Source organism: Pseudoroseomonas ludipueritiae (genome assembly GCF_014490445.1).
Lineage (GTDB): Bacteria > Pseudomonadota > Alphaproteobacteria > Acetobacterales > Acetobacteraceae > Pseudoroseomonas > Pseudoroseomonas ludipueritiae.
The window spans coordinates 1-13,961 of record NZ_JACTUZ010000120.1 but is presented as its reverse complement, the minus strand read 5'-3'; the positions used below and the strand labels follow the sequence as shown (position 1 = coordinate 13,961).

Below are 13,961 nucleotides of genomic sequence, written 5' to 3'. Positions count from 1 at the left end.
TCGACCATCCGACAGCCTCAGCACAAGGCGGCTTTCGGCTGACGGTTACTCCGCTCCGCCCCGGCGGCATCCTGCACGTCGGCCGCTGTCAAGTTGACCATCAGTAGGCGGCCGTCGGTATCCACCATGATATGGCGCTTGCGGCCCTTGAGGCGCTTGGCGGCATCAAAGCCACCGCCGCCCGGCGCGTGGGGCGCCTTGACCGTCTGGCTGTCCAGAACCCCGGCGGAAGGGCTGGCCTCGCGCCCCACCCGCTCACGATCCAGCATCAGCGCGATGTTGTGCAGAGTGGCGAACAGGAACCGCCGTGCGAGACGCCGGAACCACCAATAGATCGTCTGCCATGGTCCGAAATGAACCGGCAGCATCCTCCATCCACACCCAGCCCCTGCCAGGTAGCGGATCGCGTTCAGCACCTCCCGTAGGTCAACGCCTGGTCGCCTGCCGCGGGCGCTGCTGGGCGGCAGCAGGGGCCGAATGACCCGCCATTCCTGATCGGTCAGGTCTGTCGGGTAGCGGCGCCGCTCAAAGCCCGCCTGCCGTGCGCGATGGTCCTTGGTCCACATCCAGCCCGTCTGGGCGCGCGAGGACGTCCGAACACCTCACCCACACCATTCTCAAACGGGCTCTGAAACGGCTGGATCACCGGCTTGGGGGCGCCAGTGCCGCTTCTCATGGAGGTTGTGGAGTTATGCGGCCGCAGCTCGAGTGCTTAGCCAAGCCAAACAGGTGAAGTCATAGTGAGATTAGCGATGCCGATCTTCACCTGCGCCTGAGCGGAGCCGGTGGTGCGTACGAGCACAGTCATGCGGTGCTTCTGGGTGGCATGGACATGCTTGATGCCGGAGCGGACCTGGAGCGTGCGGCATTGGTCTTGGTTTGAGAGTTCGCGCCACGGCGCTTTGGGAACTGAACACGCTCAGGCAGGCTGCGCTGCTTCAGTGCGCCGGAATTGCACTTGGTGCGGTAGGTCGTATCCGCCCAGATGCGGCCGGCTCTGTGCTCAGAACGAGCAGGGCAGGAAAGCTCTTGCCATTGGCTGTACCAAAAGCACTTGGTGCAGCTAGTGCTTTCCTCGCTAGAACAGATGTCCGTCTGAGGCGTGCCACTCGCCTCAGACGACATCTGTTCTAGGCTGCCGCGCGGCGGGGGCGTGCCGCAGGTTTCTTGGCCGCTGCTTTCGGCGCCGGTGCCAAGTCACCCAGGCCTTGCAATTCCACAGGTGGCAAACCCGGCATCCGCACGCTCAAGGATATTTCTCCGCCCAGGGCTTCTACGTAGCCACGGAGCGTCGACAGCAGCATGTCGCTGCGCTGCTCGATGCGGGCCACATTCTCTTGCTTGATCTTGAGGCTCCGTGCCACCGCAGCCTGGGTCTTGCCCATGGCCTTCCGCACGTCGCGAAGCGCCATATGCTGTGCGATCAACTCGGATGCGCGCGCCTCGACCTCCCGCTGATCCTTCTTCGGCATCCGAGAGATCATCTCGTCCAGGGACACACCCGTGGTCTTGGTCATTCCCATGTCCTCCATCGCTTCTCAGCCGTGGCGATTAGCGTCCGATAGAACCGTGCCTCGGACACGCCAGCCTTATCCCCCGCCGCCAGGAGCACGGCGACGCGCTGTCCATCGAAAGCAAAGGCCAAGCGCCAAACGCCTCCATCAGCGGCGAAGCGCAGTTCCTTCAGGTTGGCGATCCTGCTGCCCTTCAGCGTGTCGACCGTGGGGCGGCCGAGGGTCGGGCCCACTGCTTCCAGAAGGCGAAGCTGCGCCGCCATGGCGATCTGCACCTCCCGGGAGAAAGCCACGAAGTCTTTGGCCATCTCAGGGTGGAAAGTCACGTGCCATGGCATGCTGTAATATGCGTCAAAACGCATATGCGTGCAAGCGCATTATTCCAGCCCTATGGCTCCTTCGGGCTGCTCACCTCCTCGCGCGTCCGGCGCTCGGCGCTTGATCAGTCGGCGAGCCCCTGAAACTCCGGATCGGCAAAGTGGCGCAGCTTCTGGACCAGGGCCGAGCGCTGGCCCGGCCGCAGCAGCACCTGCTGGTGGTGGGGCAGGCGCATGGCCTCGTCGGGGGTGAGCAGGGGGCGGCCGAGGCGCTGGGTGGCGCTGCCATGGCTGGTGGAGCCATGCCCCTCGGGGTTGTCCGAGGTGGTGTGGGAGCTGTTGTGGGTCTCAAAGCCGATGGTGCTGCGGCCGAGCGCCTGGGAGAGCCACTGGGCGGTCTCGAGATCGGCCGGCGCCGCGACCTGGAGCAGCCCAGCATTGGCCAGGAAGGTGCTGGCGGAGGGGCCGTAGGCGGCGCGCAGCTGGGCGAGGTCCTGCAGGATGGGCCAAAGCTGCAGGCCGAGGCCCGCCATCAGCCCGGCTGCCTGCAGCACCGGCTCCAGCCGGCCGAGGGCGGCGAACTCGTCGAGCAGCAAGAGCACCGGCGGCTGCCCAGGTGGGGCCGGAGTGCGGGCCAGCTGCTGGATGCTCTGGGCGATCAGCAGGCGCAGCCAGCGGCTGTAGGTGGTGAGGCGGTCGGGCGGCAGCACCAGGAAGACGGTGGCGCTGCCCTGGCGCAGGTCAGCCCACTGGACGTCCGAGCGCGCCATGGCGGCGGCGAGCCTGGGGCTGTCGAGCAGGTGGGTGTGGCGCTGGCCAGCGGAGAGCACGCCGGCGGCCTCGCGGTCGGCCTTGCCGAGCTGGCGGGCGGCGGCGCGGGAAACCAGCCCGCCGGCGGCCGCGGTATCCGCCAGCATGGCCCGCAGCAGCGCCTGCCAGTCATCCGGCGGCAGGGTGAGCAGCCGGCGGAGTTCAGTCAGGCCGCGCTGGCCCGCTGTCCCCCGGCAGGCGAGGTGCAGTAGTAGGCCGCTGATCAGCGCCTTGGCCTCCTCGTTCCAGTGCGCCTCGGAGACCTGGCCAGGCGGGTCGAACACCAGGGCGTCCGCCAGCGTCGCGGCATCGTCGGCGAGCTCGGGAGAGGAGGGGTCGAGCAGCGCCGCCGGATCGTAGGCACTGGCAGGCTGGCCGGAGATGCCGAACGGGTCCAGCACATGCACCGGGCCAAAGCGCCGCCGCGCCCTAGCGCTGATGCGGGCGTTCTCGCCCTTGGGATCGACGCAGAGGATGGCGCGGTTGGCCAGCAGGAGGTTGGGCAGCACGGTGCCGACGCCCTTGCCGGAGCGGGTGGGGGCGACCGTGAGCAGATGGGCCGGTCCGGTGTAGCGTAGCATCTCACCACGGCGACCCGGCGCACGGCCGACCAGCAGTGCCGCCGGATCACGCGCCAGCGCCGGTGCCGCGAGGTCGCGGCGCAGCTGGCGCGGCTCGGCCCAGGCGGCGGAGCCATGCGAGGTGGCGGGAGTGCCGCGGCCGAAGAAAACCGGTCCCACCAGGTTGAGCAGCGCCAGCAGGAGGCCGGCGAGGCCGCCGAGCAGCAGACCGACCACACCGTGGCGGAGGTCCGGCGGCTGCAGCAGGACCACGTTCCAGAGCAGGCCGAGGAGGCCGCCGAGGAGGGCGCCGGAGCCAGCGGTGCGGATGCAGATCCAGAGCCAGCCGATCAGGGCGAAGGGCAGGCGATGAGGGTGATGGCGAGGCGCCAGACACCCCACAGAACGGCGGTCATGGGATGCCGGCCTCCCCAGCGTCCCCCTCTGCCGCCTCGCGCTCAGCCTGAAAGGCGCGCAGGCCAGCATGGCGCCAGCGGGCGCGCGGCACTTCGGGCGGCTCGTCACCACCACCACGCAGTTGCCCGGCCGCCTGCAGCAGCAGGCCGAGCAGGGTGGCGCGGTCGTCCTCCAGCAGATCGACCAGCCCGGCCTTGTGGATCAGGCCACCGAGTTCGATCAGGTGACGGGTGCGGGCGCGGCGTTCAGCAGCCCAGTCGCGGGCGTCGCTGCGGGCGCGGGCGGCCTCGGCACGGGCGATGGCCTGGCTACTCCGCAGCCGGGCGCGCTGCGTCCTCCGCATTGTGGCGCGCAGCGCGAGGAGACGCGGCCGCAGATTTGCTGTCGCCGGCTCCACTGGTGCCGGCGCGCTCGCGCCGAAAGAAGCTCTCGCCGCGCTGGCGCCAGCTCTCCGCCGCCTGCGGGTTGCTCTTGGCCTGCTCGAGGCCGTGCAGCAGCAGGCCAGCAAGAGTGTCGGGATCGAGCGCGTCGGCGGCGCCGGTGGCGAGCAGCAGCTCACCGAGCTGAGCTTTCTGCTTGGTGCGGAGCTGGCGCGCCTTGTCCTGCAGGGCGCGCAGTTCGGCGTCGATGTCACGCGGGCGGCGTGGTGCCAAGGGGAGATCCTCCATGGTGGGTCCGTCGTCGCCGACCAGGCTCCTCACCCGATCGCCACGATCAATCTGCACACCAGGGCGGAGGCGCCAACCCGACGCGCCGTCAGCTTTTGTGATCGCGGCGTGAGGCGGAACGACGTCGCGGTCCAACCTGGAGCATCCGCATGCGCTCGCACGACGCACGGATCGCCGCCTCATCACAAACCATACCGCTCCAGGATGCGCCTGATCCAAGACGCTGGATCTCGATCGCAGAGGCTCAAGAAGGGTGTTGTGTCGATCAGCATCTTCTTTGATCAAGAAGGTCCAGAGGACACATTCTTACAGGACATCGGCAGCATGGTGACGCGGCCTCACACGACCGCATCCCGTGCACTTCGCATCGTCGCATTCAGCGCGTCCCGTCCCACCCGCGTCCCACGTCATGTTCGCAGCAAAGCGGAGAAATGCGCGCTTATACGTCGTCTGCGGCGACGTCGCGGAAAGGTGAGTCCACCGCAGGCGGAACGAGCGCGGCGTCGGGGTTCCTCCTGAAGCCACTCATGGCCAGAATGGCGCATGGCAATCTACCACCTTTCGGCGCAGGTGATCTCGCGCGGCGCAGGACGCTCCGTAGTGGCGGCTGCGGCCTATCGCGCGGCGACGCGGCTGGAGGACGCGCGGACTGGGGTGGCGCATGACTTCACGGCCAAGGACCACCTGGTGCATGCCGAGGTGCTGCTGCCCGATGGCGCACCCACAGCCTGGACGGATCGCGGCACTTTATGGAACGTGGTGGAAGCCAGTGAGAAGAGGAAGGACGCGCAGCTGGCGCGGGAGGTGGAGTTCGCGCTGCCGCGCGAGCTCAGCCAGGCCGAGGGCACCGCGCTGGCCCGCGACTTCGTGCGCGAGCAATTCGTGGCGCGCGGCATGGTGGCCGATCTCTGCGTGCACAGACCAGTGGGTGAGGACGGCGAGGCGAAGCCGCATGCGCATGTGCTGCTGACGCTGCGCGGCGTTGCTCCGGGCCAGCAGGCGGATGGATCTAACGCGGCATTCGGCGCGAAGCAGCGCGAGTGGAACAGCACGGCGCTGCTGCAGACGTGGCGCACACGCTGGGCGGAGCTGGCGAATGAGCGACTGGCCAGCCTCGGGCATGACGCGCGGATCGACCACCGCAGCCTGGCGGCGCAGGGCATCCCGCTGGAGCCGCAGCACAAGGTGGGACCGGCGGGGATGCGGCGCGCCGCGCGCGGCGAGGCGGCGGAACGGCGGGCGGAGCATGACGCCATTGCCCGGCGCAACGGCGCGCGCATTGCCGCCGATCCCGACCTCGCGCTCGACGCCCTGACGCGGCAACAGTCCACCTTTACGCGGCAGGACCTGGCGCGGTTCATCGCACGGCACAGCGACGGGGCGGCGCAGTTCGCGCAGGTGCTGGCGAAAGTCGAGGCCGCACCCGCGCTGGTGCGGCTGGGCGAGGACGCGGCGGGACGCACACGCTGGACCACACGCGAGATGCTGGCGGCTGAGCGGCGGATGGAAGGGCAGGCGGCGGCACTGGTGGAGGGTCAGGTGCATGGCGTCACAGCGCGCCGGCGGGACCACGCATTGCGGCAGGCGGAAAGCGGTGGTCTCACCCTCAGCGTGGAGCAGCGCGACGCGGTGCGGCACCTCACCGACGCAGAAGGGCTGGCGCTGGTGGTGGGCTATGCCGGCACCGGCAAGTCGGCGCTGCTCGGCGTCGCGCGCGATGCCTGGGAAGCACAGGGGCTGCGGGTGCGCGGCGCCACGCTGTCGGGCATCGCCGCCGAGGGGCTGCAGGCGGGCAGTGGCATCAGTTCCAAGACGCTGGCCAGCCTGGAGTGGCACTGGGCGCGGGGTCGTGATGTGCTGGGGCCGCGCGACGTGCTGGTGGTAGACGAGGCCGGCATGGTGGGCTCGCGCCAGATGCAGCGGGTGCTGGAGCAGGCCCAGCAGGCCGGTGCCAAGGTGGTGCTGGTGGGGGATCCGGAGCAGCTGCAGGCGATCGAGGCCGGGGCGGCGTTCCGGGCGCTGGCGGAGCGGCACGGGGCGGCGGAGATCTCGGAGGTGCGGCGGCAGCGCCAGGACTGGCAGCGGGAGGCGACGCGGGAGCTTGCCACCAGCCGCACGGCCGAGGCGCTTGCCCGCTACGAGCAGGCCGGCATGGTGCTGGGGCACGCGACGCAGGAAGAGGCGCGGGCGGCGCTGGTGGAGGGCTGGCTCGAGGGGCGGCAGCAGGATCCCGCCCGCAGCCAGCTGATGCTGGCCTCCACGCGGGCGGATGCGGCCGCGTTGAACCGGCTGGCGCGGGAGCAGCTCGGGGGGGCTGGAGCGCTCGGCCCGGACCATCGCATCGCGACCGAGCAAGGCGAGCGCTCCTTCGCCGCCGGCGACCGCCTCATGTTCCTGCGCAACGAGCGGGCGCTGGGGGCCAGCGCGGAGGGGCAGGGCGGCGCGGCCGTGAAGAACGGTACGCTGGGCACGGTGACCAGCATCCAAGGGCAGGGCGAGGCCGCGCAGCTGACGGTGCGGCTGGATACGAAGGACGCCACCACACCGGCAGCGGAGGTTACCTTCGCGGTCAGGGACTACGGCGCGCTGACGCACGGCTACGCGGCGACCATCCACAAGGCGCAAGGGGTGACGGTGGAGCGCGCCCATGTGCTGGCAAGCCGGGCGATGGACCGGCACGCCGCTTACGTGGCGCTGACGCGGCACCGGGACGGGGTCAGGCTGCACTGGGCCCGCGACGAGTTGGGTAGCCGGGAGGGGCTGACCCGGAGGCTGTCGCGGCAGCGGGCCAAGGACGTGACGCTGGATTATGCCGGGCCTGAGGGCGAGCGCCGGGCGCGGGAGGCTTTTGCCAGCCGGCGCGGGCTGCATCCGCTGGCACCGGAGAGCGAGATCATCGCCCGCTCACCGGTGGAGCGAGCCAGAGCCAGCGGCGAAACGGCGGCGGCCTACCTCGACCGCGTTGCGGCCCAGGTGGAACCACCAGCCCCACCGCTGCTGCCGGCGCAGCGGGATCCGACGGGTCGCGACAGCCTGGGGAGGGGCACCACGCCACAGGAGATCGCAGCGGCGGAGGCGCGCGACCCAGCGGTGCGGCGGGAGGCCGTCGATCGGACGCAGTGGCTGCGCGCGGCATATCGCGATCCGGTACAGGCGGAGGCCCAGCTTGATGCGCTGCTGTGGAAGAACCGGGACGACCGGAACCAGGTCGCTCACCAGCTGCGGGAGCAGCCGGAGCTGCTGGGGCGGCTGCGCGGCGGCGACGGGTTGTTCTCGGGACGCGGAGCGCAGCTGGAGCGGGCCAGTGCCGTCAGCGCGGTACGCTCGGTCGCTAGCGGGCTAGAGCGGGAGGCAGCGGCACGGCAGCGGGCTGGGGAGACCTATCAGACCGAGGTGGCGGCGCAGCGGGTGCGGGATGCGGTGGAGGTGCCGGGGCTGTCACAGCGGGCCTGGCGGGCGGTGGAGGCGCTGGAGCAGGCGCGGGCGGCTAGCCGGCCACCGGAGGCCAACAAGGCACCGCAGGCTTATTGGCAGGCGCTGGCGGGGCGGCCGGATCCGGCACTGGCCGAAGCCTGGCAGCGGGTGGTGCGGCGGCAGCCCGAGGTGGCGGCGGAACTGCGGGCGGTGGCCGCGGCAGCCGAGCAGCGGCTGAGGCCGCAGGGCGTGGAGCAGAGCCTCACAGCCAAGGCGGCCGAGGCGGTCGCGCCGTCGCGCAAGGGGCTGGCGGGGATTGGACGGGCCGTGGCGGTCCTGCGCGAGGGGCAGCGTGCGGTGGAGGCACAGGAGCGCATCCAGGCGCGGACGCAGGAGGCGGAGCAGCAGCGGCTCGGGATCCGGCGTGCACCGGGACTAGGCCGGTAGCTGCCGTCTTCCACCGGCATCGGTGTGGGTCGGTTCCTGGAACTACAGGACTGCATGCGCCAGCGAATCTCATAAGGCTGCTGGCGCCGAGGAGTGGAGATCGGAGGTTTCACGAAGGGGAGGAGGGGCGGGCCGACGTCCACCTCGCGGTGGGCCGGGTGCCTGGGCCAGCGCGACCGCCGACGCCTCCGTCAGCGTCCGCGGCTCCGGCCCGCCCCACCACCCCCCCTACCATCTCAACAGAGGGAGGGTAGGGGTCTGTCAATGCCAGCCCCCGAAAATTCCGGATGGTCGATTGAGCGGCACCCCCTCCAGCAAGGCAGCGTTTTCGTGGCCGTTTTGCGGCTGGGCAGGGCTTTGCGATGGGCGATAAGCTGGAGGAAATGCCGAAGCCCGACGATCTGTGTTTCCGTACACAGGCACGCCTGAAACGCCAGCAGGGGCGACCACCGACCCGCTTTGAGACCGACCGAGGGCGAGGCTGGGACGTCTGGCCCTTCGGCCTGTCGTCCCCTCTGGCAGGGCAGCCACGGCGCTGTGACAGAAAGCGGTGCCCCATGCCGCCCCGCCTTTCCGACCCGATCGCCCAACGCCGAGCCTTGCGCTGGTACCGCATGCTGGGCGCCGCCGATGGCGGCCAGCGGTTCGTGAACGAGTACTATCGCCTGCAGTCCGAGCTCCGCTGGGAGACAGGGCCGAACAGCGGACGTTGGCCAGACCTGTATAGTTATGCCACGGCGCTAAGGTGGCATTGGAAGGGCATGTCCGACAGCGCCAGCTTCAGCCAGCTGATGGCCAAGGCGAGTTCACCAAAGTACCTGGGTGATCCCGCTTTCGTGCGGCAGGTGTTGCACGACTTCGCCGCGACGCTGATGCGCTCCTGGGTGGATATGGTCGCCGATGCCCCGCTCGAGGACTGGTACGACGCCTTCGAAGCTGACACCAAGGCCTTTGCTCTCACACTGAATGGCCGGGCTGAGGGTGTGGTCCCCATCGGAACATGGGAGAACTCCGCCGCACAGAAGGCCGCGTTTGACAGGCACCTCTTTGCAGATAGCGGGATCGGGGGGTTTGACCCTGACCACGACATCACCGTCTACTTCGAGGGTGTCGCAGATCTGCTCGACGTGGCGCTCCGCCATGCGCTGCTGAGCCGTCATGGCTTGCAGCCGGGGTGGGAGGATGACGAGAGCCTGTCCCCTTTTACGATGGTGTACCACTGCGATCTGGCCCTGGTACCCCGGCCGTTCTCAGAGCAGGACGTGGCGCTCATCGGCCGCTACATCGACTATCTGGCTGATGTCATCATGGGTGTGCCGGTAACGGGCACCTTGGCGGCTCTGGTGCTGGAGACAGCACCGAAGCGTTTGATCTAGTGTCCTGATTCTGTAGTTCCTCCGATCTGCTGGGTCCGCTGGCAGAAGCGCTGAATGGCACCGAGAATGTCGTCGGCGGACTTGGTCCAGCGGAACGGTCTGGGATCGACGTTATGGGCTTCGATGAAGGCACGGATGTCGCGCTCGAGCGCCTGTGTGGAACGATGGATGCCGCGCCGGATCTGCTTGTCGGTGATCAGGGCGAAGAAGCGTTCGACCTGATTGATCCAGGAGGCGCCGGTGGGCGTGAAATGGACATGCCAGCGCGGCCGCTTGAGCAGCCAGTCGCGGATTGGCTTGGTCTTGTGGGTGGCGTAGTTGTCCATCACGAGATGGACGTCGAGATTTGGGGGCACGGCTTTCTCCACCTGATCCAGGAACTTCCGGAACTCGGTGGAGCGATGTTTCGGATAGCAGCGGCCGATCACCGCCCCGGTCGTGATGTCCAGCGCCGCGAACAGCGAAGTCGTGCTATGGTGGGTATAGTCATGCGTGCGCCGCTCCGCCTGGCCGGGACGCATCGGCAGCACGGGCTGGGTGCGGTCGAGTGCCTGGATCTGGGACTTCTCATCCACGCACAGCACCAGCGCGCGCTCTGGCGGTGCTAAGTAGAGCCCGACGAGGGAGTGTCAGAAATTTCGTGTGCGGCGGAGCGGTTGAACATGCTCAGGCCATGGCGCGGGTGAAGCGTTCGCCGAACAGCACGGCGAACTGAGCCTTGGCTATGGACCATTCCCGCGGCGGCATGGTCCACTCCTTCTCCGCCCGGTGCAAGACCAGATACAAGAGCTTCAGGGCGGCCTCGTCGGTCGGGAAGTGTCCTCGGCACCGGACCGCCCGGCGCAGCTTCGAGTTCAGCGCCTCGATGGCATTCGTGGTGTAGAGAAACCGCCGGATCTCAACGCTGAACGCGTAGAACGGCACCACCTCTGTCCAGGCACGGCGCCAACTCTGGCCAATGGCCGGGTACTTCTGGCCCCAGAACCCCGCTTCGAAAGCGGCCAGGGCCGCCTCGGCGGCTGTGGCGTCCACAGCCTGGTAAATGGCCTTCAGCGCCGCGGCCACCGCCTTGCGATCCTTGTAGGCGACGAAGTCCAGGCTCTGCCGCAAGAGGTGCACAATGCAGGTCTGCACCACGGCCTCCGGGAACACCGCCACGATCGCCTCGGGAAAGCCCTTCAGCCCGTCCACCACGGCCAGCAGCAGGTCCTCGACACCGCGGCCACGCAGCTCGTTCATCACCCGGAGCCAGAACTTCGCACCCTCATTCTGCTCCAGCCACAGGCCCAGGATCTCCTTGCCGCCGTCGGCCCGGACACCGAGCGCGATGTGCACGGCCTTGTTGCGCACCAGACCTTCGTCCCGGATCTTCACCCGCAAGGCATCGAAGAACACCACGGGGTAGACCGCCTCCAAGGGGCGGTTCTGCCAAGCTGAGATCTCGTCGAGCACGGCATCGGTGACGGCGCTGATCAGGTCCGGCGAGACGTCGATGCCGTAGAGCTCGCGCAGATGGCCCACGATCTCCCGCGCGCTCATGCCACGGGCATACATGGAGATCACCTTGTCATCGAAGCCGGGGAAGCGCCGCTGGTACTTGGCGATCAGCTGCGGATCGAAGGTCGCCTGCCGGGTAAGCGTTGCTCTACGGCCATCTTGCCTGCGCGGCCTGATCTTGTGAGGTAACACCAGATCAGTTGAGGTGGTGCGATGTCGAGGGATGAGGCTGGCACTGATGCCAGCACTGGTGCTGACACCGGTGCCAGCACCCGGGCGGAGCGGATCGAGATCGTGACGCGTGGCGAGGGTCGTCGGAGTTACACGCCGGAGCAGAAGGTTCGGCTGGTCGCGGAGACCCTCCGCCCGGGCGCGACGGTGCAGGGTGTATCGCGTCGGCATGGCGTCTGCTCCAGCCTGCTGCACCGCTGGCGGCGCGAGGCACGCGGTGAGGCACCGCAGCGGCGTGTTCCAGCGCCGCGGTTGCTGCCGGTGCGCTTGGTCAGTCCCGAAGTGACGGACGCACCCGTGCCCAGCAGCAGGCCCGTTGATACGGCTGATCCGCAGGTCGAGATCGTGCTGCGCAACGGGCGGGTGCTGCGGGTCGGCATGACCGCCGATCCCGCGGCTGTGGCGTGCTTGGCCATGGCGCTGGAGACATGATCGCACCGCCTGCCGGTGTGCGGGTCTGGCTGGCTGCGGGTCCGACCGACATGCGGCGCGGGTTCGACGGTCTCTCGCGGCTGGTGCAGGAGGTGCTGGGGCAGGATCCGTTCAGCGGCCATGTGTTTGCTTTTCGCGGCCGCCGCGGCGGTCGTGTGACATTCTGCACCCTCCTTGTCAGAGACCCGGCAGCCGCATGGTCTCATCCCGATGATATCCCTGCAGGTTCTTCGGCCGCCGCTCCTTTACGCGTCGTAGTCCTGCCAGAACCGGCTCGGTGGCGAGCGCCTCGAGAGGGATCTTCCAAGGCGCGTAAGGCATGGCCTGCTCGGCAGGCAGGATTCCCTCGCGGATGAGCCGCAGCACAGAGGGGATGCAGATCCCGAACCGTCGCGCCACGTCCTGCATCCCGATGCTGGTCGGAGCACCCTCCGACGGTTGGAATGGCGGAACGCCGAGACGCTCCCGCACCTCCCGGACAGTAACCGAGGTCCAGTTCTCGCCGACGGACGTCCTGCACCGCATCCGATTCAGCGTCACCGCGATCTCCCGGTCCGGCCACTCCTGGGCCAGGCGGCGCACCACCTCGGCTGGGGAGCGGGAGGTCTCGGCGCGCCGCGGCTTGCACCGCACCCGCGGAACGCGGGCCTCGGTGTGTTGCCCACCGGCCCAGTGGATGATCACCACGGCCTCGTGCGTCGCGTCGTCGAGGTCGATCACCACCTCACGCACCAGGATGTGGGTCAGGCGCTGACGTGCGCGATTGTCGGCCGTTGGCGCATTCCAGGCGGCGGGGAGGTCCCCCGCCAGGCGCATCAAGGCGTCACGGTCAACCTCCGGCCGTGCCACCGTCGAGGTGTGGGCGGTGGCAATCCGTCGCTCCAGAACAGCGACCCGCTCCAGGGCGGTGTTCCAGCGGGCCTCCAGCTCGCGCGCGACATGCCGCCTGGCGGGATCGACAAGGTCATACCGCCGCGCGGCGAGCGAGGCGTCGTAGCGCGCCGCCTCGAGGTCGCGCCCGAGGGCTGCGGACAGCGCATCGTCCTCCGCCGCCACCTTCTCGGCCGCGAGCATCGCTGCCTCGACCGCATGGCCCGAGACGGCCTCGAGCATCAGCGCCGTGACGGCCTGGTCCACCCGCACGCCGCCGATGCCGATGCACAGACCCGCCCCAACATGGGCGTCGTCGCCCCGGCACTGGTAGCGGTGGGCATGGCCCGAGCCTGAGCCGTAGAACACCCGCATCATGCGTCCGCAGCGCCCGCAACGGACGAGCCCTGTCAGGAGGGCGCGCCCGCCGCGTGCCGCCTTGCGCGACGCCCGTTTCTGCATGTGGGCGTTCTCGCCGAACAGGCGCTGGTTCTCCTCGAACTCCGCCCAGGTGATGTAGCCCTCGTGGTTGTCGCGGATCAGCGCGCCCCACTGCGCCATTGGCCGGTCATGCCCGCTGGTCTTGCGCGCCCGGCCGTTCTCGACCCGGATCCGGTTGCCCCGGCGCGCGAACGCGTAGGCGCCGGCGTAAAGGGGGTTGTGCAGCACCTGCACGACCGTGTGGTAGGCTGGCGCCCGCCAGGTGATCCGGCAGATCGCGAGGTTACGCTGCACGACCGGCAGGAGGAGCCCGGCGCCACGCGCCCAGAGGAACAACTGCCGGGCACTGCCGAGTTCGCGGTACTTGGCGAACACCATCCGGATCGCGCCCGACACCCGTTCGTCGGGGTCGACCTCGATCCGGCCGTCCTCGCTCCAGACGTAGCCGGGCGGCAGGGTGAACCGCAGCGCGCCGCGCCGGGCCTTGCCGTCGCGGGCCTCGATCCCGCGCTGACGCAGCAGGGATAGCTCGTACTCGGACATCGTCCCCTTGAGCCCCAACAGCAGCCGGTCGTTGACGAGGCGGGGATCGTAGGCGCCGTCAGGATCAATCACCAGCGTTCCGGCAAGCGCGCAGAGGTCGATCAGGTGATGCCAGTCACGGCCGTTCCGTGCGAGCCGGGAGGCCTCGATGCAGTAGACCGCCCCGACCTCGCCGGCCAGAACCGTCGCGACGAGCCTGGCAAACCCCGGGCGCTCGGCCACGCCGGAACCCGACCGGCCGAGATCCTCGTCGATGACGGTCACCGAGACGAAGCCCGCCGCCCGCGCCTGATCGGCGAGGCCATACTGGCGGCGCTTGCTCTCTGTATTCCCCACCACCTGCGCCATCGTGGACTGCCGGACGTAGACGGCGGCGCCGCGGGCGAGGTGGTCAGCGGTGATCTTGTGGCTCATCGCGGCCGCC

At 69.1% G+C, this 13,961-nt stretch carries 9 protein-coding genes and 4 pseudogenes; 4 read left to right on the top strand and 9 right to left on the bottom strand.

The annotated features are described in order from the left end of the window. Positions 1 to 56 precede the first annotated feature (56 nt). The 6 genes and pseudogenes from IBL25_RS19450 to IBL25_RS19425 form a co-directional block, all read right to left on the bottom strand. Positions 57 to 566, bottom strand: a pseudogene (locus tag IBL25_RS19450) (IS5 family transposase); the annotation flags it as partial. Positions 567 to 1,130: 564 nt separating this feature from the next. Beyond that, positions 1,131 to 1,517: a helix-turn-helix domain-containing protein gene (locus IBL25_RS19445; RefSeq protein WP_187780169.1), complete on the bottom strand. Its 387-nt coding sequence runs from the start codon at positions 1,515 to 1,517 to the stop codon at positions 1,131 to 1,133. After that, positions 1,514 to 1,876 carry a type II toxin-antitoxin system RelE/ParE family toxin gene (locus IBL25_RS19440; RefSeq protein WP_202986827.1) on the bottom strand — a complete coding sequence of 121 codons (363 nt, stop codon included), beginning with the start codon at positions 1,874 to 1,876 and terminating at the stop codon, positions 1,514 to 1,516. The genes IBL25_RS19445 and IBL25_RS19440 overlap by 4 nt, the downstream gene beginning before the upstream one ends. Before the next feature lie 80 nt (positions 1,877 to 1,956). Then, positions 1,957 to 3,603 (bottom strand): type IV secretory system conjugative DNA transfer family protein, encoded by a 1,647-nt coding sequence (locus tag IBL25_RS19435; protein WP_187780168.1) that lies wholly within the window; start codon positions 3,601 to 3,603, stop codon positions 1,957 to 1,959. A 10-nt stretch (positions 3,604 to 3,613) separates the two neighbouring features. Beyond that, positions 3,614 to 3,919, bottom strand: coding sequence for a conjugal transfer protein TraD (locus tag IBL25_RS19430; protein ID WP_239417326.1), 306 nt, complete (start codon positions 3,917 to 3,919; stop codon positions 3,614 to 3,616). 7 nt (positions 3,920 to 3,926) lie between these two features. After that, positions 3,927 to 4,421 carry a conjugal transfer protein TraD gene (locus IBL25_RS19425; protein WP_202986826.1) on the bottom strand — a complete coding sequence of 165 codons (495 nt, stop codon included), beginning with the start codon at positions 4,419 to 4,421 and terminating at the stop codon, positions 3,927 to 3,929. Positions 4,422 to 4,829: 408 nt separating this feature from the next. On the opposite strand from IBL25_RS19425, the gene traA reads away from it, so the two are divergent. Continuing rightward, positions 4,830 to 8,147, top strand: coding sequence for a Ti-type conjugative transfer relaxase TraA (gene traA, locus IBL25_RS19420; RefSeq protein ID WP_187780166.1), 3,318 nt, complete (start codon positions 4,830 to 4,832; stop codon positions 8,145 to 8,147). Positions 8,148 to 8,704: 557 nt separating this feature from the next. Next, positions 8,705 to 9,523, top strand: a complete 819-nt coding sequence (locus tag IBL25_RS19415) for a hypothetical protein (protein WP_187780165.1) — start codon at positions 8,705 to 8,707, stop codon at positions 9,521 to 9,523. Here IBL25_RS19415 and IBL25_RS19410 read toward each other — a convergent pair. Together IBL25_RS19410 and IBL25_RS19405 are read right to left on the bottom strand one after the other, a co-directional pair. Beyond that, positions 9,520 to 10,146: pseudogene (locus IBL25_RS19410) on the bottom strand (IS630 family transposase); the annotation flags it as partial. The gene IBL25_RS19415 and the pseudogene IBL25_RS19410 overlap by 4 nt on opposite strands. A 43-nt stretch (positions 10,147 to 10,189) precedes the next feature. Then, a pseudogene (locus IBL25_RS19405) lies at positions 10,190 to 11,155 on the bottom strand (IS256 family transposase); the annotation flags it as partial. 78 nt (positions 11,156 to 11,233) lie between these two features. Between IBL25_RS19405 and tnpA the strand changes: the two are divergent. Both tnpA and tnpB read left to right on the top strand, forming a co-directional pair. Further along, a complete protein-coding gene (gene tnpA, locus IBL25_RS19400) occupies positions 11,234 to 11,683 on the top strand; it encodes an IS66-like element accessory protein TnpA (RefSeq protein WP_187780164.1) in 450 nt (149 codons plus the stop codon). After that, positions 11,680 to 11,781 (top strand): annotated as a pseudogene (tnpB, locus tag IBL25_RS26720) (IS66 family insertion sequence element accessory protein TnpB); the annotation flags it as partial. The gene tnpA and the pseudogene tnpB, both read left to right, overlap by 4 nt. Positions 11,782 to 11,860: 79 nt before the next feature. Here tnpB and IBL25_RS19395 read toward each other — a convergent pair. Then, a partial coding sequence (locus IBL25_RS19395) for a recombinase family protein (protein WP_367615645.1) occupies positions 11,861 to 13,961 on the bottom strand: 2,101 nt, incomplete at its 5' end.